This is a genomic window from Streptomyces albireticuli (genome assembly GCF_021228125.1).
GTDB classification, from domain to species: domain Bacteria; phylum Actinomycetota; class Actinomycetes; order Streptomycetales; family Streptomycetaceae; genus Streptomyces; species Streptomyces albireticuli.
This window is the reverse complement of the sequence record NZ_JAJQQS010000015.1, coordinates 227863-247161: the sequence shown is the minus strand read 5'-3', so window position 1 is coordinate 247161 and position 19299 is coordinate 227863. Positions and strand designations below refer to the sequence as shown.

The 19299-nt window shown below is 73.3% G+C and carries 19 protein-coding genes and 2 pseudogenes; 13 read left to right on the top strand and 8 right to left on the bottom strand.

The window, feature by feature from the left end; genetic code table 11:
• Positions 1-439 (bottom strand): annotated as a pseudogene (locus LUZ64_RS25950) (hypothetical protein); the annotation flags it as partial.
• A 366-nt stretch (positions 440-805) separates the two neighbouring features.
• Here LUZ64_RS25950 and LUZ64_RS25945 point away from each other — a divergent pair.
• The 6 genes from LUZ64_RS25945 to LUZ64_RS25920 all read left to right on the top strand — a co-directional run bounded on the left by LUZ64_RS25945 (position 806) and on the right by LUZ64_RS25920 (position 6949).
• Positions 806-1630: an ATP nucleotide 3'-pyrophosphokinase gene (locus tag LUZ64_RS25945; protein ID WP_143593191.1), complete on the top strand. Its 825-nt coding sequence runs from the start codon at positions 806-808 to the stop codon at positions 1628-1630.
• A 205-nt stretch (positions 1631-1835) separates the two neighbouring features.
• Positions 1836-2168, top strand: a complete 333-nt coding sequence (locus LUZ64_RS25940; protein WP_095581883.1) for a putative quinol monooxygenase — start codon at positions 1836-1838, stop codon at positions 2166-2168.
• Positions 2169-2272: 104 nt separating this feature from the next.
• The gene (locus tag LUZ64_RS25935) at positions 2273-2983 is read left to right on the top strand and encodes a L,D-transpeptidase family protein (RefSeq protein ID WP_095581882.1); all 711 of its coding nucleotides are present in this window, start codon (positions 2273-2275) and stop codon (positions 2981-2983) included.
• Positions 2984-3237: 254 nt separating this feature from the next.
• On the top strand, positions 3238-3750 hold the full coding sequence (locus tag LUZ64_RS25930; RefSeq protein ID WP_095581881.1) for a hypothetical protein: 513 nt from the start codon (positions 3238-3240) through the stop codon (positions 3748-3750).
• Positions 3747-5759: a GMC family oxidoreductase gene (locus LUZ64_RS25925; protein WP_095581880.1), complete on the top strand. Its 2013-nt coding sequence runs from the start codon at positions 3747-3749 to the stop codon at positions 5757-5759. The genes LUZ64_RS25930 and LUZ64_RS25925 overlap by 4 nt, the downstream gene beginning before the upstream one ends.
• A complete protein-coding gene (locus LUZ64_RS25920) occupies positions 5756-6949 on the top strand; it encodes a ferritin-like domain-containing protein (RefSeq protein ID WP_095581879.1) in 1194 nt (397 codons plus the stop codon). The genes LUZ64_RS25925 and LUZ64_RS25920 overlap by 4 nt, the downstream gene beginning before the upstream one ends.
• On the opposite strand, the gene LUZ64_RS25915 is transcribed toward LUZ64_RS25920, so the two are convergent.
• The 4 genes from LUZ64_RS25915 to LUZ64_RS25900 all read right to left on the bottom strand — a co-directional run bounded on the left by LUZ64_RS25915 (position 6920) and on the right by LUZ64_RS25900 (position 10701).
• The gene (locus LUZ64_RS25915) at positions 6920-8602 is read right to left on the bottom strand and encodes an FAD-binding oxidoreductase (RefSeq protein ID WP_095581878.1); all 1683 of its coding nucleotides are present in this window, start codon (positions 8600-8602) and stop codon (positions 6920-6922) included. The two genes, LUZ64_RS25920 and LUZ64_RS25915, sit on opposite strands and share 30 nt — an antisense overlap.
• Before the next feature lie 155 nt (positions 8603-8757).
• Positions 8758-9414, bottom strand: coding sequence for an SMI1/KNR4 family protein (locus tag LUZ64_RS25910; RefSeq protein WP_211305047.1), 657 nt, complete (start codon positions 9412-9414; stop codon positions 8758-8760).
• Between the two features lie 126 nt (positions 9415-9540).
• Entirely contained in the window at positions 9541-9963 is a 423-nt protein-coding gene (locus LUZ64_RS25905) for a hypothetical protein (protein WP_095581877.1), read from the bottom strand.
• A gap of 246 nt (positions 9964-10209) precedes the next feature.
• Complete coding sequence (locus tag LUZ64_RS25900) at positions 10210-10701, bottom strand: hypothetical protein (protein ID WP_095581876.1); 492 nt, start codon at positions 10699-10701, stop codon at positions 10210-10212.
• 279 nt (positions 10702-10980) lie between these two features.
• On the opposite strand from LUZ64_RS25900, the gene LUZ64_RS25895 reads away from it, so the two are divergent.
• Positions 10981-11877: an aminoglycoside phosphotransferase family protein gene (locus tag LUZ64_RS25895; RefSeq protein WP_095581875.1), complete on the top strand. Its 897-nt coding sequence runs from the start codon at positions 10981-10983 to the stop codon at positions 11875-11877.
• A 148-nt stretch (positions 11878-12025) separates the two neighbouring features.
• Here the strand turns inward: LUZ64_RS25895 and LUZ64_RS25890 are convergent, their stop codons facing one another.
• Positions 12026-12688: a hypothetical protein gene (locus LUZ64_RS25890; protein WP_095581874.1), complete on the bottom strand. Its 663-nt coding sequence runs from the start codon at positions 12686-12688 to the stop codon at positions 12026-12028.
• A gap of 56 nt (positions 12689-12744) precedes the next feature.
• On the opposite strand from LUZ64_RS25890, the gene LUZ64_RS25885 reads away from it, so the two are divergent.
• Positions 12745-13347, top strand: coding sequence for a GNAT family N-acetyltransferase (locus LUZ64_RS25885; protein WP_095581873.1), 603 nt, complete (start codon positions 12745-12747; stop codon positions 13345-13347).
• A 49-nt stretch (positions 13348-13396) separates the two neighbouring features.
• On the opposite strand, the gene LUZ64_RS25880 is transcribed toward LUZ64_RS25885, so the two are convergent.
• On the bottom strand, positions 13397-13963 hold the full coding sequence (locus LUZ64_RS25880) for a GNAT family N-acetyltransferase (protein WP_095581872.1): 567 nt from the start codon (positions 13961-13963) through the stop codon (positions 13397-13399).
• Between the two features lie 287 nt (positions 13964-14250).
• Between LUZ64_RS25880 and LUZ64_RS25875 the strand changes: the two genes are divergently transcribed.
• The 5 genes and pseudogenes from LUZ64_RS25875 to LUZ64_RS25855 all read left to right on the top strand — a co-directional run.
• Entirely contained in the window at positions 14251-14703 is a 453-nt protein-coding gene (locus LUZ64_RS25875) for a carboxymuconolactone decarboxylase family protein (protein WP_232398832.1), read from the top strand.
• A gap of 176 nt (positions 14704-14879) precedes the next feature.
• Positions 14880-15545, top strand: coding sequence for an HAD-IA family hydrolase (locus LUZ64_RS25870; RefSeq protein ID WP_308251791.1), 666 nt, complete (start codon positions 14880-14882; stop codon positions 15543-15545).
• Positions 15546-15769: 224 nt separating this feature from the next.
• Positions 15770-16981, top strand: coding sequence for a DUF5005 domain-containing protein (locus LUZ64_RS25865; protein ID WP_232398830.1), 1212 nt, complete (start codon positions 15770-15772; stop codon positions 16979-16981).
• A 248-nt stretch (positions 16982-17229) separates the two neighbouring features.
• Positions 17230-18054, top strand: a complete 825-nt coding sequence (locus tag LUZ64_RS25860) for an AAA family ATPase (RefSeq protein WP_232398828.1) — start codon at positions 17230-17232, stop codon at positions 18052-18054.
• A gap of 188 nt (positions 18055-18242) precedes the next feature.
• Positions 18243-18428, top strand: a pseudogene (locus LUZ64_RS25855) (TetR/AcrR family transcriptional regulator C-terminal domain-containing protein); the annotation flags it as partial.
• Between the two features lie 98 nt (positions 18429-18526).
• Here LUZ64_RS25855 and LUZ64_RS25850 read toward each other — a convergent pair.
• Positions 18527-19186: a hypothetical protein gene (locus tag LUZ64_RS25850; RefSeq protein ID WP_143593361.1), complete on the bottom strand. Its 660-nt coding sequence runs from the start codon at positions 19184-19186 to the stop codon at positions 18527-18529.
• Between the last annotated feature and the right edge of the window lie 113 nt (positions 19187-19299).

Sequence of the window (19299 nt, the reverse complement as noted above, 5' to 3'; positions counted from 1 at the left end):
CCACCCGAAAAACCTCAACCAACCCCACCGACAACAACATCAACCCATCCACACACCCCCACCACCCACCCCGCACCACCCAATGCACCGGCCACAACAACCACACCAACAACCCCACCGACACCAACGGCGCCAACCCCACCAACAACCCCACACGTAGAACGGCAAGGCGGCCGGGCGCCCCTTCGGGTCCTCCTTCGCGCACCCCCCGACGCCCCCTCAGGCGGCGGTAGCGCACGCGGTACTCGCCCTCCGGCGCCTCCTCGACCGGCCCCGTAAGGCGGCTGTACCGCTCGTAGTCGTAGCCACCGGGGGCCTCCACCGCGCCGACGCCGCCGGCGTCACCGGAGACCGGCACCTCGGCCGCCGGGCCCGGCACACCGGCCGCGCCCGAGACCCGGCATTCCGACGCCCGTGCACCACCCACCACAGCCACCACCCACTCCCCCATACCCACACCGGACATACAGTCAGATCAGCCTGAAAAACGTAACAATCCGCCCATGAGTTGCCGGGCCCTCACGCTCGACGCGTCCGCTCAACCACCCGCACAGCCCATACGGCGATACGAAAGACACATGGATCGGCCGAGTGGCCCCACTCCACACCCCCGCCGGCCCTCGCACGGGGAAACCGGAGGCAGGCGCACCGGATCGGATGAACCCTGGGTCGGCGCGTCGACCCCGAACGACGTGATCAAGTCAAAACAACCGGTGCCATCGGCGTTTCAGTGCCCGGTCCACGCCCTCACCTGCGATATCTCTCGCCGTACACGGCAACCTCGGGAGAAGGTCGAAGGGCAGGGATGATCATCAACCGCACCGCCACCCCCCTCGCAGCAGCCGTCGCACTGGCCGTCCTCGGCGTCGGCCCGGTCACCGGCGCGGCGGCCGAGGGCGCCGACGACCCGGCGCTCGACGCCGCGGACGCCAAGAAGGTCGACGAATTCCTCGAGCGGGCCAAGGAGACCGAGCAGACCGTCAGCCCCGAGCTGAAGGCCGTCGCCCTGATCAGCCGCGCCACCCTGGTCGGCTTCGACGACCGGCTGAGCTCCGCCGGTTCGGTCAGGCGCAAGGTGGCCGCGCTGATGAAGCGGACGCCCGGGCAGACCGTGGAAGCGGCCCTCGCCAGGATCGAGGACTCGATCCACTACACCTTGCAGTGGCCGGACGGGAGATACACCGACGGCGTCAAGGCCGCCTCCACCGCACTCATGGGCTGGGACAACGACAGCGTCCACTGGTCCAACAGCTGGGGCCGCAAGAGCGGCCGCAAGGCCGTCGACTCGGCCTGGCGCGACCGGCGCTCCGGGCACGCCTTCGCCGTCCGGTTCCACACACCGTCCAGCAGGTGGGCCCAGGAAGCGGCGCGCAGGCTCCAGGCGGAGGGGCGCCGGCCCGGCACACAGCCCGACCGCGTCAAGGAACTGCGACGACAGCAGGAGGCGATCTTCACTTCGGTGCCCGTACCCGAGGGCGCGGAACGGCTGGCCGCGCCCTCGTCACCGCCGCCGGACCCCAAACCCGTACCCACACCCGTACCCGCGCCGAAGCCCGAACCCGCACCGGCGCCCGAACCCGCCCCCGCACCGTCCGGGCCCGCCGCGGGGCCGGCGCCGGGCCCCGTCTGACCGGGGCAACGGTCCGGGGCGGCGTCCCGGGAGCGCTCCGGGAACGGCCGGTTTTCCGGCAGGGCCGGAATCGAGCCGTCCCCGTTTCACCGGGTGCTCCGTCCCCGGCCACCGTAGGAATCGCACCGGGCGCACCGCCCACCACGACCGGCGCCGTGCACACGGTCCTGCCGTACCCGACCACACCCGAGACCAGGAGACATCGATGATCTTCATTGTCGTCAAGATGACTGTCCGCCCCGAGCACACCAAGGAATGGCTGACGCTCGTCGGCGACTTCACCCGGGCCACGCGTGAGGAGCCGGGCAACCTCTTCTTCGAGTGGTCGACCAGCGTCGACAACCCGAACCAGTTCGTGCTGGTGGAGGGCTTCGCCTCCCGTGAGGCGGGCGACGCCCACGTCAATTCGGTCCACTTCAAGAAGGCCATGGACACGATGGCCGACGCCATCGCGACCACGCCGCAGATCATCAGCACCGAGGCGCCGGGCAGCGGCTGGTCCGCCATGGCCGAGCTCACCCCGCGCCACACGTCGTAGGCCGGACCGGTCGGCCGTCCTCGCCCGGGCCCCGTGGTCCGGCCGAGGGCGGCACCGCCGCACGCGGCTGCAACCCTCGGCCGGTCACCGTAGTCCTACTTACTATGACCATACGAGCGAAGAAGAGAACGACCTCGTCGGCGGTACGCCGACTGTCCGTACTCCTCGGCGCGGTGGGGCTCGCGGCCCCGCTCACCGTCGCGATCGGCGGCACCGCGCAGGCCGCCCCGGCGTGCACCACGAAGGCCGGTCCGCATCAGAAGGACGTGGAGAAGTTCCTGGGCCTGCGGGTGGACGGCCGGCAGTCCCCGGCGGACTGCCGGGCGATCCAGAACTTCCAGACCAAGCGCGGCATCCGCCCGAACATCGGCTACGCGGGCCCCGTGACGTGGGGCGTCATGCAGGAGGAGATCACCGCGCGCGACCCCAACGCGGCGGGCAGGTGCCCGGTGAACAAGGGCCGCATCGCCTGCGTCGACCTCACCCGTCAGATCAGCTGGATCCAGGACGGGAAATCCGTGAAGTTCGGCCCGGTGCCGGTCCGTACCGGCCGTGACGGCTACGAGACCCGGACCGGCGCGAAGAAGGTCTACTGGCGCTCGATCAACCACTGGTCGACGCTCTACGACGTCCGCATGCCGTACGCCCAGTTCTTCGACGGCGGGCAGGCCTTCCATTCCATCGAGGGCAGTGTCCGGTCGCAGCCCGGGTCCCACGGCTGCGTCAATATGCGCCCCGGCGACGCCAAGGCGTACTGGTCCCTGCTCCGCAACGGCGACGACGTCTTCGTCTACGGCCGGAAACCCGGCACCTGAGCCGTTCCCGGGCGGGGAGCCGGTCCGGCGACCCGCCCCGGAAAACCGGAGGAATTACCTCCCCCATGGATAAACGATTCTGCGAACACTCTTACGAGTGAAGCGAGTTCATTCCCCCTTCTCCGGCCCCGGAAGTCTCCGATAGAAAAGGCGCCTGGTCCCAAGATGGGTGGTCACGGATGGCGCCGCACCGCACGACTTCTCCCCCTTCGCTCCCCGCACTCCCCACTCCCACTCCCCCTTCCCTCCCGGCGGTGGACGGCTTCGTCGACGTCTCCGTCCGGCTGACCGGCTTCGACTCCTTCGACCTGCACGCCACGGGCATGGCCGCGCTGTATCTGGAGACGGCGCTCGACCAGGTGGGCCCCGAGGCGTTCGAGCGCTTCCTCGGCGAGCTCGACGCGGCCGGCGGCGACCCCGACCGGCTCGAGGGCGAGACCTCCCGCGACATCGCCCGCGCGATCGCCCACCTCTGGTACCTCGGCGTCTGGCCGCAGCTCGCCAGGTCCGTCCACTCGGCCCTCGGCCGGGAGAAGGCCAACGCCCCGTTCACCGCCTCGCCCGAGGCGTATACGGAGGGCCTGGTCTGGCGGACCTTCCACGGTCATCCGGCCGGTGCCAAGGCTCCGGGCTTCGGCACCTGGTCCGAGCCACCGCCCGGCGCCCCGCCGGTCCCCCGCGCCGCCGCGCCGGAACGGCCCGTGGAGAAGCCGGAGACGAAGCGCGAAGGGGAGCTCGAAGAGGAGCGCGAAGGGAACACCGCATGAATGCCTACCCGCGCCCCGGCGGGCAGCCGGCCGGCGGCCACCGGGCCGCCCCGCCCCACCACACCCGGCGGTTCGACGTGATCGTCGTCGGCGCCGGACTCTCCGGCACGCTGGTCGCCAAACGGCTGGGCGACCAGGGCTGGCGCGTCCTCGTCCTGGAAGCCGGCACCGGCACCCTCGACACCTGGCCCGGCCACCTCGACGCCATGAACACCTACTACGCGGCCGCCGCCAAAGTGCCCAATTCCCCCTACCGGCCCAATGCCGCCGCCCCTTCCCCCGATGTCCTCGACCTCGCCGGCCTGCCGGAAGGCGGATTCCGCGCCCACGGCTATTTCGTGCAGAACGGCGCCCTCCCGTACGGCTCCGACTATCTGCGCGCCAACGGCGGCACGGTCATGCACTGGCTCGGCCTGACCCCCCGTATGCACCCGGAGGACTTCGCCGTCCGCCGGAAATTCGGATACGGCCGCGACTGGCCCCTCGGCTACGCCGACCTGGAGGGCCACTACCGCGCGGCCGAGCGGGAACTGGGCGTCGCGGGGGACGCCCAGGAACAGTCCGAGGCCATCGGCCTGCCCTTCCCCGAGGGCTACGTCTACCCGATGCACAGGATCCCCCGCAGCTATCTCGACGACGTCGTCGCCGCGAAGCTCGACGGCGTCCCCGTCCGTGAGTCGGCGGACTCCCCCGGCACCACCCTGCGGGTCGTCACCACCCCGCACGCCCGCAACAGCGTCCCCGACGCCCGGTACGACGGCGGGCGAGGCTACCGCCCGGCCGGAGCGGCGGGCCTGCCCAACTACGGGGAGCGGTGCGTCGGCAACGCCTCCTGCGTGCCCATCTGTCCCGTGCAGGCCAAATACAACCCCCTCAAGACCCAGGCCACCTGGGACAGCCGGGTCACGCTCGTCACCCGGGCCGTCGTCAGCCGGGTCCTGGCCGACGGGACCGGCCGCGCCATGGGCGTCGAGTACCAGGCCTACGACGATCCCGCCGCCCCCGTGCACACCACGCACACCGCCGAGGCCGACATCGTCGTCCTCGCCGCGCACGCGATCGAGAACGCCAAGCTGCTCCTGGTGTCACGGCTCGCCGAGCACAGCGGCCAGGTGGGGCGCAATCTCATGGACCACCCGGTGCTGCTGACCTGGGGGCTGATGAAACACCCGGTGGGCCCCTTCCGCGGCCCCGCCTCCACCTCGGGCGTGGAGAGCTTCCGCACCGGACCGGCCCGGAGGCGGCGCGCCCCGTTCCGTATCGAGATCGCCAACTGGGGATGGAGCTGGCCCGCGGCCTCCCCGGGGAGCGATGTCGCCCGGCTGCTCGGCATCCCGGGAGACTCCGGACAGCCGCGCGGAAGAGGCGTGTTCGGCAAGGAGCTGCGCCGCAGGCTGGGCGACGGCATCGGCCGTCAGTTCAGCTTGCAGTTCGAGCTGGAGCAGGAGGCCGAGGGCCGGAACCGGGTCACCGTCGACCCCCGCCACCGCGACCGGCTCGGCAACCCCCGGCCGGTCATCACCTACGACCTCTCCGACCGGCTGAAGCGCGGCATGGCCGCGGCCAAGGCCGTCTCCGACCGCGTCTTCGGCCTGCTGGAGGCCGAGGACCGCACGGTGTACGGACCGGGCCCCTTCTCCCCGGGCCACTTCCGCTTCGAGGGACAGGACTTCACCTTCAACGGCGCGGGGCACGGAGCCGGTACCCACATCATGGGCGACTCTCGGGACACCTCCGTGGTCGACCACTGGCAGCGCTGCTGGGACCACCCCAACCTCTACGCCGTCGGCTGCGGCAGCATGCCGTCCGTCGGCACCTCCAACCCCTCGCTGACCATGGCCGCGCTCGCCCTGCGCAGCAGCGAGCAGATCCACCGCGATCTCACCGAGCTGCACCGGCCGGTGACCGTCCGGACGGGCGGCGGAGGCGGCACCGACGCCGCCTCCGGCCACGTCCCCGGCCCGGCGCCGTCCCCGCACAGCCGCCCGCACCAGGAGGTACGACCGTGACGACCGCCCGGGTACCGGCCGCCGCGCCGTCGCCGTCCGACCTCGCCACGGAGCTGGCGGTGGTCGTGGAGCCGCCGTTCCACGTGCCGCGCAACCCCGAGGAGCTGCGTCTGTTCCTCCAGGCCGCGCTGACGCTGGAGCACCTCACCATCCCGCCCTACCTCACGGCGATGTACACCCTGCGCCCCGGGACCAACCGCCCCGCCTTCTATGCCGTCCGGGCCGTGGTGCTGGAAGAGATGCTCCATATGACGCTCGTCGCCAATCTGCTGAACGCGGTCGGCGGCACCCCCCTGGTCGCCCACTCCCGGTTCGTCACCGGCTACCCCGCCAGGCTGCCCTACAGCCGGGACAGGATCCCCATCGCCCTGCGGCACTTCGGCACCGAGGCGCTGCGGACGTTCCTCCACATCGAGCGCCCGGAGTACGTCGCCGAGCCGCCCGGTCACCCCTCCGTGGCGGACGACGAGGGCTGGACGTCCATCGGGCAGTTCTACGCGACCATCCGGACCGGGCTGGTCCGGCTGACGGAGGAGCTGGGTGAGAAGGCGCTCTTCACCGGCGACCCGGGGAGGCAGATCGGCCCGGAGCACTTCTACAACTCGGGCGGCGAGGTGTTCAGGGTCTCGGATCTGTCCTCCGCGCTCACCGCCTTCAGGGTCGTCACCGAGCAGGGCGAAGGGGTCAGCCGGACCATCTACAACACGGACGACCTGCTCTTCGGGGAGGCCCGGGAGCCCGCCCACTACTTCCGGTTCGACGAGCTCCTCCAGGAGCGGCGCTACGGCCCGCACGACACCCCGGCCTCCGGCCCGACCGGCCCCGCGCTCGACGTCGACCGGGCCGCCGTCTACCCCATCGATCCCGAGGCCAAGGCCGCGCACTACCCCCCGGGCGGCGCCGTGCGGCAGGCCGCCGACCGTTTCAACGAGGTGTACGCCCGCCTGCTGTGCGTCCTGGAGGACGCCTTCACCAAGGACCCGGCCGCCCTGCGGGCCGCCGTCCCCACCATGCTGGAGCTGCGCGACCTCGCCGAGCGGCTCTACCGCAATCCGCACCCCGACCCCGAGAAGCGCGCGCGGGGCCTGTACGCGAGTGCCACGTACGAGATCACCGACGAGCTGCTCGACCGCGTGCGCGGGCTGCTCGCGGCCCCCGCCCTAGGGCCGGGGGAGGCCTATGGACTGTGAGTGCCGGAAGACGTCGCGGGGGTCGTAGGCGGCCTTGACCTTCTGGAGGCGCGGGTAGTTGTCCTTGTAGTAGAGCGTGTACCAGGGCACCCCCGAGGTGTTGTGCCGCGGGTCGGTGATGTCGCTGTCCGGGTAGTTGACGTAGCAGCCGTCGGTGGCGGGGCCGGGGACGGGATAGCCGCCGGTCGCGGAGAAGACGTCGGTGTACGCCTCGCGGGTCCAGGCCAGGTTCCGGGCGTCCTCGCCCTCGTCGGACCAGAAGCTCTGGAAGAGGGCCTTGAAGACGGAGTCGCGCTGGGCGGCGGCGGTGTCGGCCGGACGGACGGTGTTGATCCTGCCGCCGTAGGACAGCAGCACCACCATGGAGTCGGGGTTCTGCAGGTCGGTGCGGGTCAGGTGCCGGTACAGGGCCACGGTCTGCGCCGGGTCGAAGCCCTTGCGCATATAGGCCGACTTATGGGCGGCGCGCAGCGTCGGACTGGTGAGGGTGGGGTTGTTGGTGCCGAGGAGTTTCACGGAGGTGAGCCATGGCAGACGTCGTGGGGTGAAGAAGGCGGGTAACGGCCCCTGTTCGCCCGCGGGCCGGCTCAGCGGCCGGGGTTCCACGCCAAGGCCGGAGGTGATCGCTCCGATATGGTCGTCGACGAGCTGCCGGGCGCCGGGCACGGAGGCGTCCATCTGGGTGAGCATGCCCACGCTGTCGTGCGAGCGGTGGTTGAGCATCAGGAAGCTGCACAGCGAGGCGTAGGGCGAGCCGGGGTCGACGTGCCGCTCGTGCCAGTCGCCGAAGTTCTTCACGAGGGTGGTGAAGCCGGTCTTGTCGAGCTTGTTCCACGGCAGGGAGAGCGCGCTCACATAGACCTCTCCGGGCGGGCGCATCAGCTGGCGCGCGGGGTCGTCCCCGGTGGCGCCCGGTGTGCGGAACCAGTAGCGGGTGATCACGCCGAAATTGCCCCCGCCGCCTCCGGTGTGCGCCCACCAGAGGTCGCGGTGGGGGTCGTCCGGTTCACGGGTGGCGATCACGGGGCGGGCGGTGCCGTCCGCGCCCACCACGACGACCTCGACGGCGTAGAGGTGGTCGACGGTGAGCCCGTGGCGGCGGGAGAGCATCCCGTAGCCCCCGCCGCTGATGTGTCCGCCGACGCCGACCGAATAGCAGGAGCCGCCGGGCAGGCCCACGCCCCAGCCCCGGTAGAGGGATTCGTAGACGTGCAGGAGGGTGGCACCGGCCTCGACGGCGAAGGCCCTGCGCGGCGCGTCGTAGGAGACCTGGTCCATGGCGGACATGTCGATGACGATCCGGACGTCGGGGTGGAAGACGAAGTCCGCGTAGCAGTGGCCGCCGCCGCGCACGGACAGCCGCTTGCCGCCGCGCACGGCCTCCTGGACCACCCGGACGACCTGTTCGGTGGTCCGCACGAGGCGTACGGATTCGGGCCGTGCGGTCCAGCGGGTGTTGTTGCCGACGGTCAGGGCGGCGTAGCGCGGGTCTTCGGGCAGGACGGCCACGGCGGGCCCGGTGGCATCGGCCGCGGCAGGAGGGACGGCTCCACCGGTGGGGGCGGCGGACGCCGGGCCCGTTCCCAGGGCGGACGCACCGGCGGCACCGGCGGCCGCCGCCGCGCCGGTCAGGATGGTTCGTCTGTTCAGCATGCCCCTGGGCCTCTCTACGATGCGCCGCTCCGGTCGGTCACCGTCGACCGAGAATGCCCCTGGGGCGGGAGGGACGGCCATGCGCCGGGGCCCAGTACGTCAGGTGCCGGTACGTCAGGAGTCGGTACGCCAGGAGTCGGTCAGGAGTCGGTACGTCATGTGCCGGGCGGCGGGGGCGTCGGGCCCGGAACCGTGATCCACGGGTCGATGCCCGCGTCCCAGATCCGCTGTTCCTCGCGGCAGTGCAGGAACTTGGGGGCGGGCTCGCCCCAGAGCCGGGTGCCGCTCAGCGGGCATTTGTCGAAGGCGGCGAGGAAGAGGCGGCGGAGGAACTCCGTCATCCCGCAGTCGTGCACCCGCACCGGCGCGGAGGCGTTCCGGTCGAGGACGACGACGGGCCAGCGGTCCGGGTCGGGGTTCGTGGTCAGCCAGCACAGGAGGTCGGAGCCGGAGGTGACGCCCCAGGCGATGACGCCGTCCGGCGGCAGGTCGGAGCCGGGCGTGCGGGGCACCGCCGTGAGGAGTTCTCCGGCGGTGCCGGTCTCCGCGCGCATGCCGCTGTCCGGATCGGTCCAGTACGGGGACGGCAAGGGCTGGAGCACGTACAGGAAGTCGCTGATGGTGCCTTCGCCGTACTCGGCCATGAAGGTGACGTAGTCACGGGGGAAGGTGGTGCCCCAGGCCCGCTCGGCGGCCGCCCAGTCGACGCTCTCCCCCGCGTTCGCGTGCGGGGGCATCAGGCGGCGGACGCCGGCGAATCCGGACGGCCCCGCCCCGCCCGCACGGTCCTCACGCGCGGTCCCAGCACTCATGTCGCCCCCTCCCGCCGGCGCCGGCGGGAGGCCGGGCGCCGTTCCCCTTCACCATGTCACACATGTCCGCCCGAAACCCCCCAAAGGGCGGTCAAGGGCGGCGGGTCCGGGCAAGAGCCACGGGGGTCAGGGGCAGCTCGCGGACCGTCCCTCCGGCGCCCCTTCCTGCGCGGGCAGCGAGGGGTCCTCACCCTCCGCGCCGCGCGGGCCCGCCGTGGGGTGGAGCACATGGCCGATCGAGTGGGGCTCGGCGTAGACGCCGATCAGCCGGCAGACCGTGGCGGGGTCGGCGGTGACGGTCACGGGCGCCTGGTACAGCTCGTGGTCGCCGTTCTCCTCCCCGTCGTCCGGCTCGGAGAGGGTGGACCACATGTCCTCGGCGGCGCTGATGAGCTGGTCGAGTTCGTCGCGGACGGCGTTCCAGGCGCCGTCGCGGACGGCCCGGTCGATGCGGGAGACGGTGCCGAGGACGCTGGCGTAGTCCTCGGCGAGCTGGTCTTCCTGAGGGGACGGTCGAAGAGTCAGGGCGACTGGCTCGGTGGTGTACACGGCGCCTCCACGCAAGGAGAAACGGTATGGGCTGGGGCCGATGCGGACGAACCCCCACCCGGGCATCGTCGCGTGCCGGGGCGCGGCGGCCGTTGTTCGCCGTCACCGGTCGGCCATATATCACTCGCACGGGCGAGCACCCGCTCCGGCGACGGACGTGTGACGGGTGACGGAAGGCGGGGCCGTGTGCCTCCCGGCCGCCTGCCGGGAGGCACGCGCGGGGGCGGTCACCGGCCCCGGCGGGTGCTACATCCAGATGGTCGCGGTGGCGACGGTGAAGGCCCGCTCAGGGCGGTCGGGGTTGCCGTAGCGGACCTCCACGCGCGGGTGGGAGCGCATGAATCCGCTGTCGGCGATGACGACCTGCCGGGGGGCGCGGACGGTGCGCACCACGATGTCCGTGTCGAGGAAGCTGCCGAACTCGCCGGTGGCGGGCGCGTAGACGAAGAACTGGCCGCCCCTGTAGTGCCGCGCGGCGGTCTCGTCGTCGAGGACGAGCGCCCAGAAGGCCACCGGGTGGCCCGCCGGGTACATCATCCGCCGCTCGGCCTTCAGGCCCTGGAGTTCGATCCCCAGGAAGGGGTTTTCCTCGCCGGGCTTCACCACCGCCGAGGGGGCGGCCTCCGGCGCGCCGGCCGTGCTCGGGGTGGCGGCCTGCGCGCCCGTGATCAGCGCGGCGCCGAGGGCCGCGGTAGCGGCGGCCACGGTGAGGGTGCGGAAGAAGGTGCGAGCTGACACCTGGGCTCCATTTCGGGCGGTAGGGGCATAGGAAGCGAGGCGATGACGGTCGGCGGGGCCGGTCGGTCGTGCGTGCGGGCATGCCGTGGCGGCGACGGGATCCGCATACGTGTTCCTGTCGCTACGTCCGGTGATCATCCAGCCGTCCCCGCTCCCCTGGCAACGGCGTCCCTCGGGATTCGGCCAGTGCGGCGGGGACGACTCGGGGCGGCGCCGGGGATTCGCGCCCTGGGAAAAGCGTTTGACGCCCTTGGGCGTCCGGAGATCGGATGGCGGCCCATGAGCACAGGACAGACGTACCCCGGCCGCCCTCTCGACGAGGACCTCGTACGGCGGCTGGTCGCCGGGAGGTTCCCGCGGTGGGCGGGGCTGCCGGTGGAGCGGTTCCCGTCCGGCGGCACGGTCAACGCCGTGTACCGGCTGGGCGACGGGATGGCCGTACGGCTGCCGCTTCGGGAAGGCGGGGCCGGGGACCTGGCGCTGGAGCGGGAGTGGCTGTCCCGCCTCGCTCCGTTGCTTCCCACGGCCGTTCCCGAGGCGCTCGGGAACGGGGAGCCGGCCGAGGGTTATCCGTGGCCCTGGTCGGTGTACCGGTGGCTGCCGGGTGAGAACCCCGAGGCGGGGGCGCTGAGCGAGCCCCTGGCATTGGCCGGCGACCTTGCCGGGTTCGTGACGGCCATGCGGGGCGTCACCCTGCCCGGGGCGCCGCGTGCCCACCGCGGCGGGCCGCTGGGCTCGCTCGACGCGGAGACCCGGTCGGCGATCGAGGAGCTGCGCGGAATCCCTCAGGAAGGCGTCGACTGCGACGCCGTGGCGGCCGTCTGGGAGGACGCGCTGCGGGCTCCGGCCTGGAACGGACCACCGGTGTGGCTGCACGCCGACCTGATGCCGGGCAACCTCCTGGTGGCCGGCGGCAGGCTCACCTCGGTCATCGACTTCGGGTGCATGGGAACGGGCGATCCGGCCTGCGACCTGTTCCCCGCGTGGAACCTGCTGCCCGCAGGCGCGCGGGAGGTCTTCCGTGAGGCGCTCGGTGTGGACGACGCGACCTGGAAGCGCGGCCGGGGGCGGACGCTCTCGCAGGCGCTCGTCGCGCTGCCGTATTACCGGGAGACGAACCCGGCGATGGCGGCCAACGCCAGGTACGTGATCCGGGAAGTGCTGGAAGAGGGCTGAGGGCCCGCCCCGGGGTCCCGGGCTCCGAAGAATCCGGCCCGGGCTCGAAGACCCTGGCTCCGGGCTCCGGAAACCCGGGCTCCGGAAACTCCGGCTCGAAGGCTCGGGGCCCGAAGGCTCAAGGCCCAAAGGCTCCGGCTCGGGGGATTCAGGCCCCGAAGGCTCCCTGACGGTGGCCGGGGTGCGCGAAGAAGCGGTCGGCGTCGTCGCTGTCCGCGAGGTTGCCGAGGCTCAGCCAGGAGCCGTCGGTGAAATGCAGGCGGAATTCGGCGAATCCGCGCGGCTGGCCCGCCTCCGCCTCGACGAGGACCTCGTCGGACCGGAATTCGGCCACCGGACGGACGTCGTCGGCGCGGTGCGGGAAGAGGCGCCGGCGCGGGGAGGCCGCGAGACAGACGCGGTCGCGGGTCGCGAGGAAGAGCCGGGCGCGGTTCGGGGAGGCGTCGTACCAGCGCAGCAGCAGCTGTCCCGCCGTCAGGTCCCAGTCGCCGTCGAAGACTCCGTTGTGCGGCGCGCCCGCACGCGTCCGCTCGGGGGACCGCGCGTCCCGCCGTGCGTCCCTGTCGAGATTGCCGTTCAGCTTCTGCGAAAGGAAATCCATCAGCAGGTACGGCAGCACGAAGACGCAGAACAGCACGGCGCCGAGGTAGAACGCCCAGTGCCTGCCGGGTTTCAGCCTGCCCTTGCCCGCGGCTCGGTGCGTCTCCTTGGGCGGCCGGGGAATGCCTCCGCGTATTCCGCACCAGACCAGGAGGGTGGGTTCTTCGCCCAGGATCTTCTTCGCCCGCCGGAGGACCTTGCGTTTCGCCATGACGGGGATTCTATTTCGCCGGCGTGGCGGGCCGGAGACCGGAGAGACTCGCTCCCATGCGGGAACACATCGAGGCATCCTCCGAGCTCTCCTTGCGCCCTTGGGCCGCCACCGACGCGGCCGCCGTGACGGAGGCGTTCGCCGAGCCCCTCATGCGGTGGCAGCTGCCACGGCCCGTCGACTCCCCGGCGGACGCGCGGCGTTGGCTGGCGGACCGCCGGGAGCGGTGGGCCACCGGCTCGGACTTCTGCTTCGCGGTCGTCGACCGCCGGGACACCGTGCTGGGCGGTGTCACGGTCGGCTCGATCGACCTCCGGCACGGCGTCGGCCGGGTCTCCTACTGGACGACCGCCCCCGCCCGGGGCCGCGGGGTGGCGACCCACGGCTGCCGGGCGCTGGCGGACTGGGCGTTCGGGGATCTGGGGCTGTTCCGGCTGGAGCTCGGGCACCGCGTCGGCAACCGGGCCTCCTGCCGGGTCGCCGGGGCCGCCGGCTTCGCCGTCGAAGGGCTCCAGCGGCAGAAGCTCCGCTACGACGGTGTCCGCTACGACGTCGAGACCCACGCGCGGCTGGCGTCCGACCCGGCCCCGGCGGACGGAACGCCCGGACAAACGTTGGGCGGACCGCCCGGACGAACGGTGGGCGGACCGCCCGGATGACCAGCGGGCGGGCGTACCGCCGGCCGTCGCGCCGGGGCGCGCCCGCCCGTCAGCTCCCCAGCGTGGTGCACATCGCCGACGGCCCGGGGAAGTCCTCGGGAAGGGCGTCCATCAGCAGCGTGTCGACGCGCTGGCCGAGCCAGAAGCCGGACTTCCGCAGCCGCCCGGCGGGCCGGAAGCCCGCGCTCGCGAACGCGGCGATCGCCGCCCGGTTGGGTTCGAGCACCTTCAGCCAGGCCGTACGGAGCGCGCCCAGGTGGAACGCCCAGTCCAGGGTGAGCCGGGTGGCCTCCTCCGCGTAGCGCTTGCCCCGCTGGGCGGGCGCGAGGACGATCGTGAACTCGGCGGTCTGGGCGTCGGTGTCGAGGCGGAGCGCGGTCAGCCCGACCGGCAGTTTGTCCTTCACCCGCACGATCTCGAACGGGGCGTGCCGCCGGCTCGCGCGCCGGCGTTCCCAGTCGTCCGTGCGGTCCTCCTCCGGGCGCGGGAACCGGTCGCCCCGGCCGAGGACGGTCGCCGGGTCGTTCTCCCACTTGTGGAACTCGGTCAGCGTGTCCTCGCGGGGCACCCCCAGGGCGAGCCGGTCGCCGGTCAGGAGGATGTGCGGGCTGCTCATGTGTGGCTTCCTTCCACGTCGCGGTGCGGCACGGGCGCCTGGCCAAGCTTGGTGCCGTACGCGCGCGGGGCCGCGGCGTCCGCCGGACGATCACTCGCATGTGTGGTGGCCGGGCGAACTACGCTGTCCGCGGGCGGTGTTGGAGCCGCCAGGAGCGGCGCGTTCCGCTTGCCGGGGGGAATCCGCCGGAGCGGCGGGACGCGGGGCCGCGCCGGTGGAATTGACCCATCATCTCGGCCCGGGAATGCACCATACCCCGGACCTTTTCAGCTCCTAGAGTTTCCGGCATGACAGCGATTGAGATTCCCCAGCGCATGAACTTCACCACCGTTGCCCCCAAGGTCTTCAAGGCCGTTCTGGCCCTCGACGCCGCCGCGCGTGACGGCCTCGACCCGGTCCTCCTCGAGCTGGTCCAGATCCGTGCCTCGCAGGTCAACCGTTGCGCGTACTGCATCGATTACCACACGGGTGACGCCCGTAAGGCGGGCGAGAGCGAGGAGCGGATCTACCAGCTCAGCGCTTGGGAGGAGTCCAGCCTCTACACCGCGAAGGAGCGGGCGGCGCTCGCGCTGACCGAGGCGGTCACGCTACTTCCCGCCGGTGTCCCGGACAGCGTCTACGACGAGGCCGCCCGGCACTTCGAGGAGAAGGAGCTGGCCCAGCTCATCGCGCTGATCTTCACGGTGAACGCCTGGAACCGGATGAACGTCACCACCCGCAAGGTCCCCGGCACCGAGTAGGACCGGGCGTCGGGGCCGTACGACGGGGGCGGTGACCGGGAATCCCCCGGCCGGTCACCGCCCCGCCACCCCGCCGGACCGCTGCCCCGCCGTCCGGGGCGCGGCCCGGTCCGGGATCACGTGAGCCCCGCCACTCCCGCCGCCGTATCCCGCCGTTATGGCGCGACACTGTGGCCATGTCGACGATGACCACCACCCCGGCCCACCACGGCGACCGGCCTTTCGACGCCGTTCTCTGCGACCTCGACGGTGTGATCCGCCGTTACGACACCTCCAGGGTCACGGAGCTGGAGCGCGCCGCGGGGCTCCCGGAAGGGAGCACCGCGGCGCACGCGTTCGCCCTCGGGGGCGATCTCCCGCCGCTGCTCGGGGAGATCGGCCGGGAGCGGTGGGCGGACGCGATAGCGCGCGACCTCTCGGCGCGTGTGCCACCGGCGCGGGCCCGCGCGCTGGGCGCGGCGTTCGCCGGGGCGGCCTCGTGGATCGACGAGTGCGTCGTGGACCAGCTGCGGCGCGTCCGCGCGTCCCTGCCCGTCGTGATCGTCACCGACGCCGCCCCGTGGCCGCACGACGACCTGGCCGCGCTCGGCCTGACCGACCTCGCGGACCACGTGGTGAGCGGCTCCCGCGTCGGCGTCGCCAAGCCGGACCCCGCGATCTACGGGATAGCGGCGGCGCGGGCCGGAGTCTCCCCCGACCGCTGCCTCTTCGTGGACGACGTACGGGAGAACGTGGAAGCGGCCGTCGCCCTCGGGATGACGGGGGTCCACTACCGGGAGCCCGCGGACCTGCGCCGGGCGCTGGCCGCCCTCACCCCGCCGAGGCCGGAACCCGGCCGCTGAGCCCGGCGCGCGGAGGGCGTACGGCGGCGGGAAGGCGGACGGTCCCACTCGTACGGCGGCGGGAAGGGGAACGGTTCCACCCGCACGGCGGCGGGAAGGGGGCGGTCCCACCCGTAACACCGGCGGAAAAGCGGACGGTCCTTCCCACCCGTACACCGGCACCCGTACGGGCGTGCCTCCCGCCCTCACCTGCCACCCGGGCCCCGGACACTCGTTGATCCGTCATGACGATGTCCTTCCGCCCATGGCGCCGTCGCCGGCCCGCCGTCGCCCGCGTGTCGTACGCCCTCGCCGTCTGCCTCGCGGCGCTCTGCGCGTTCCCGCCGCCCGCCCCCGCCGCGCCCGGGACGGCGTCGCCGCCCCGCGTCCTCGGCGTCCACGCCGACCGGGAGCTGGACGAGGCGTTCGCCCGGTACGCCGGACGCCCCGGTTCCGGCCCGGTCGGGACGGGTCACTGGACGGGCGGCGACAGCACGTACTCCGTGCCGACCCCCGCGGGCGAGCTGTGGATCTTCTCGGACACCTTCCTCGGTACGGTCCGGCCGGACGGCTCCCGCTCCCCCGCCGTCGCGGACGGCGGCACGACGCCGTTCGTCAACAACAGCTTCGTCCTGTGGAACCGGCACGGCCCGCGCACCGTGACGGGGCGCGACCAGGCCGGCCGCCCCGCGTCCGTCGTGGCGGGGCCCGGCCACGGCGAGTGGTACTGGGCGCGGGCAGGCGTCCCGTACGGTGGTGGTTTCTCCGTCGTCTACGCGCGGTACGCGCGCACCGGTGCGGGTCCGCTGGACGTGGCCTGGCGCGGCAACGCGCTCGCCCGGTTCGGGCCCGGCCGCCCCGGCCGGCCCCGGTCGCTGACGCCGCTGCCGTCCTCGGCGGGCATCGCCTGGGGCGCGTGGCTGGAGCGGCGGGGTGAGCACACCCACGTCTACGGCACCGAGCGGCTCGCCTCGGGCGGCAACCGGCTGCACCTGGCCCGCGTCGAGGGCGCCGATCTCCGGCGGCCCTGGCGGTACCGGACCGCCGGCGGCGGCTGGTCGGCCGACGAGGCGCGGTCCGCGCCGCTCACCGGGCCGGGCGGGGCGGCGCTGCTCACCTCGGACGAGCTCAGCGTCGTACGGCACGGGTCCTGGTACGCGCTGGTGACGCAGCGGGCGGACCTGCCCTTCAGCGCGGAGACTCGGCTCGCGTGGTCCCGTTCGCCCGGCGGGCCGTTCGGTCCGGCGCGGACGGTGTACACGGCGCCGGAGGCGGGGCCCTCGGGGACGTACCGGAACCGGAACGTCATCGCCTACAACCCGCATGAGCATCCTGAGTTGGGGCGGGCGGGTGAGCTGGTCGTCTCGTACAACGTCAACAGTCTGGAGCCGGGGGATGTGGTGCGGCGGGCGGGGATCTACCGGCCGCGGTTCTTTCGTGTGGTGCTCGGGGGGTAGGGGGCGGTGTCGGTGCCCTGCGGGCGGCCTTTCCCCAGCCCCGCCCCTTCCCGTAACCGGGGGCTTCGCCCCCGGACCCCCTTGCCGCGCTGACGCGCGGTGGCCTCACACGTCGGCCGGACGAACCGGACATGGGTCAACCGAACGCCCTGCCGGTGCGTCTCCCACTCCGTCCCCGGCTCCGGCCCCGGCGGGGGCCCTCGATCGTGCGAGGCCGTGGGGCAGGCGGGTTCGGACAAGGGGCGGTAGTGGGCGAGACCGGTAGGCCCGGTACGAAGGACATGGCGGGGCGGGGCTCCGGGGCCGCCGCGGCGGCCCCGGCGGCGGACTCCGCGGGATGCATACCGGCGGCCGCGGCGGCCGTCACGGGCGAGGGGCCGCCCGGGCCGTCCCTGCGGCCGCGCGGGCTGGTGGACCTGCGCGGGCGGGCGGAGGTCCCGGCCGGTCTGTCCCTCTCCTATCCGGCGGGCGCCGTGGTCGTCGTCTCCGGTCTGCCCGGCAGCGGCAAGAGCACCCTGCTGCGCCGCTGGTCCGAGGCCGCGCCCGCCGTCGACCCGCGCGACGTCCACGTCGCCTGCGAGGCCGTGATGCCGGCCCGGCTGCCGTACGCCGTGTACCGGCCCTGGGCCCGGCTGGAGCACTTCCGGTGGCTGCGCTCGGCGGTGCGCGAAGGCGGGCCTTTCCTGGTGCACGACTGCGGGAGCCGGGCCTGGATGCGGCGCTGGCTGGCCCGTACCGCCGGACGGCAGGGGCGGGAGCTGCACCTGGTGCTGCTGGACGTCGGGGCCGCCGAGGCGCTGGCCGGCCAGGAGGCGCGCGGCCGGTGGGCGCCGGAACGGGTCTTCACCCGGCACCGGCGTGGCCTCGACCGGCTGTTGCGCGAGCTGTCCGCGGAGGCGGCCGGGCAGGCCGGCGGAACGGGCGCGCGAGCGGCGGCGGTCCCGGAGGCGGCGTCCGTGGTGCTGCTGGACCGGACGTCGCGGGAGCGCGTGGCGGCCGTGGAGTTCGGCGGGGAGAGGGCCGGCCGGGCGGCACCGTACGCGACGTCGGGGGCGGCGTCCGGCGCGGCGTGAGCCACGGCCGGGGCGCCCCGCCGGGGGATGCCGGCCCGGCCGTGACCCGCCGAAGCCACGGGAGCCGCCCTCCCCGGCAGGAGTGAGAGGACCGTCCACGCCGGACCCCGGAATCGTCCACCCGGCCGGAGGGGCCGCCCGCCACCCGTTCCTCCCCCGTCCGCGTCGCCCGGAGGGAGGAGAAGGGCTGGTCCGACGGCGAGGAGACCAGGGAGGGGCTGGCGCCGCAGATGGGCCGGCTGCTGGGCACCGGCCGGTACCCCGCGTATCTGCGCTACGCCCGTGAATCCACCCGCAAGGACGACCCCCGCCGGCAGTTCGAGACCGGGCTGGACTGCGTCCTCGACGGGGTCGCCGCGCGGATGGGCATCTGACCCCGGCAGCCGATCCCGTGGCCAGGTGCCCCGGCGGCCCGGGGCACCTGGCCACGGGCGTCCGGGACCGGACGGCCGCCGCCGAACACCTACCCCCCTCAGCCGCCACCACCGCGCGGCCTGTTGTCCGGCGCGCCGTCGCCGTACGACGGCAGGTCGCCGCGCCGGGGCATCTCCGGGCGGTCCCGCAGCGGCGGCAGGACGCGGTCCAGCTCCTCGTCGTCGGCGCGGTGGAGGGACCGGACGGCCTTCCGCAGGATCTCCCGGTCCGCGTCGCCCGTCCGGGCGCTCACGGTGACCGTGCGGCCGTCGTCGACGAGTTCGTACTCGCGCTCCTCGCCCGTCGTACGGAACACCAGCTCGCCCTCGCGCTCACAGGTCTCCTTGGTGCCCCCGCCCCCGTCCGGGGAGCCGCCGCAGTCCCGCCGCGGCCGGCGCTCGGCCCGGACCGTGAGGGGTCCGCCCTTGCCCGGGCCGGCCCCCGTGGCGACGTAGGAGCCGGAGAAACCGTCGTCCCCCGAGACGCCGACGGACTGTTCGGCGAGCGAAAAGCCCGGCACGTCGATCACGTACACCATGTCGGCCGTGGTGCCGATGGCCCGCGCGCGGGCCTCCAGAGCGGACCGGTCGGCCGCCTTGGCCTGCCGGCCGGCGGACGCCGGCGGCGGAGCGTCGCCGCGCTCCGTGCCGCAGGCCGTCAGGGTCAGGGGGAGCAGCAGCGCTCCCACGGCCAGGGTGGCCGACAAGGCTCGATTCATACGAACATTCTGTCGACCCGGCGGCGCGGCCGGGGCACCGCTCCGCCCTTCGGCCGGAAAGGCACGGAAAAGCGCGCGAAAGCGCAGGTGATGACGGGCACCCGGCGTTCGGG

Coding starts and splice junctions, on each gene's coding strand:
- LUZ64_RS25915 (WP_095581878.1), bottom strand. CDS start 8,602: ATGCTGAACAGACGAACCATCCTGACCGGCGCGGCGGCGGCCGCCGGT.
- LUZ64_RS25945 (WP_143593191.1), top strand. CDS start 806: ATGATCATCAACCGCACCGCCACCCCCCTCGCAGCAGCCGTCGCACTG.
- LUZ64_RS25940 (WP_095581883.1), top strand. CDS start 1,836: ATGATCTTCATTGTCGTCAAGATGACTGTCCGCCCCGAGCACACCAAG.
- LUZ64_RS25890 (WP_095581874.1), bottom strand. CDS start 12,688: ATGGCGAAACGCAAGGTCCTCCGGCGGGCGAAGAAGATCCTGGGCGAA.
- LUZ64_RS25895 (WP_095581875.1), top strand. CDS start 10,981: ATGAGCACAGGACAGACGTACCCCGGCCGCCCTCTCGACGAGGACCTC.
- LUZ64_RS25850 (WP_143593361.1), bottom strand. CDS start 19,186: ATGAATCGAGCCTTGTCGGCCACCCTGGCCGTGGGAGCGCTGCTGCTC.
- LUZ64_RS25885 (WP_095581873.1), top strand. CDS start 12,745: ATGCGGGAACACATCGAGGCATCCTCCGAGCTCTCCTTGCGCCCTTGG.
- LUZ64_RS25925 (WP_095581880.1), top strand. CDS start 3,747: ATGAATGCCTACCCGCGCCCCGGCGGGCAGCCGGCCGGCGGCCACCGG.
- LUZ64_RS25910 (WP_211305047.1), bottom strand. CDS start 9,414: ATGAGTGCTGGGACCGCGCGTGAGGACCGTGCGGGCGGGGCGGGGCCG.
- LUZ64_RS25870 (WP_308251791.1), top strand. CDS start 14,880: ATGTCGACGATGACCACCACCCCGGCCCACCACGGCGACCGGCCTTTC.
- LUZ64_RS25865 (WP_232398830.1), top strand. CDS start 15,770: ATGACGATGTCCTTCCGCCCATGGCGCCGTCGCCGGCCCGCCGTCGCC.
- LUZ64_RS25935 (WP_095581882.1), top strand. CDS start 2,273: ATGACCATACGAGCGAAGAAGAGAACGACCTCGTCGGCGGTACGCCGA.
- LUZ64_RS25875 (WP_232398832.1), top strand. CDS start 14,251: ATGACAGCGATTGAGATTCCCCAGCGCATGAACTTCACCACCGTTGCC.
- LUZ64_RS25880 (WP_095581872.1), bottom strand. CDS start 13,963: ATGAGCAGCCCGCACATCCTCCTGACCGGCGACCGGCTCGCCCTGGGG.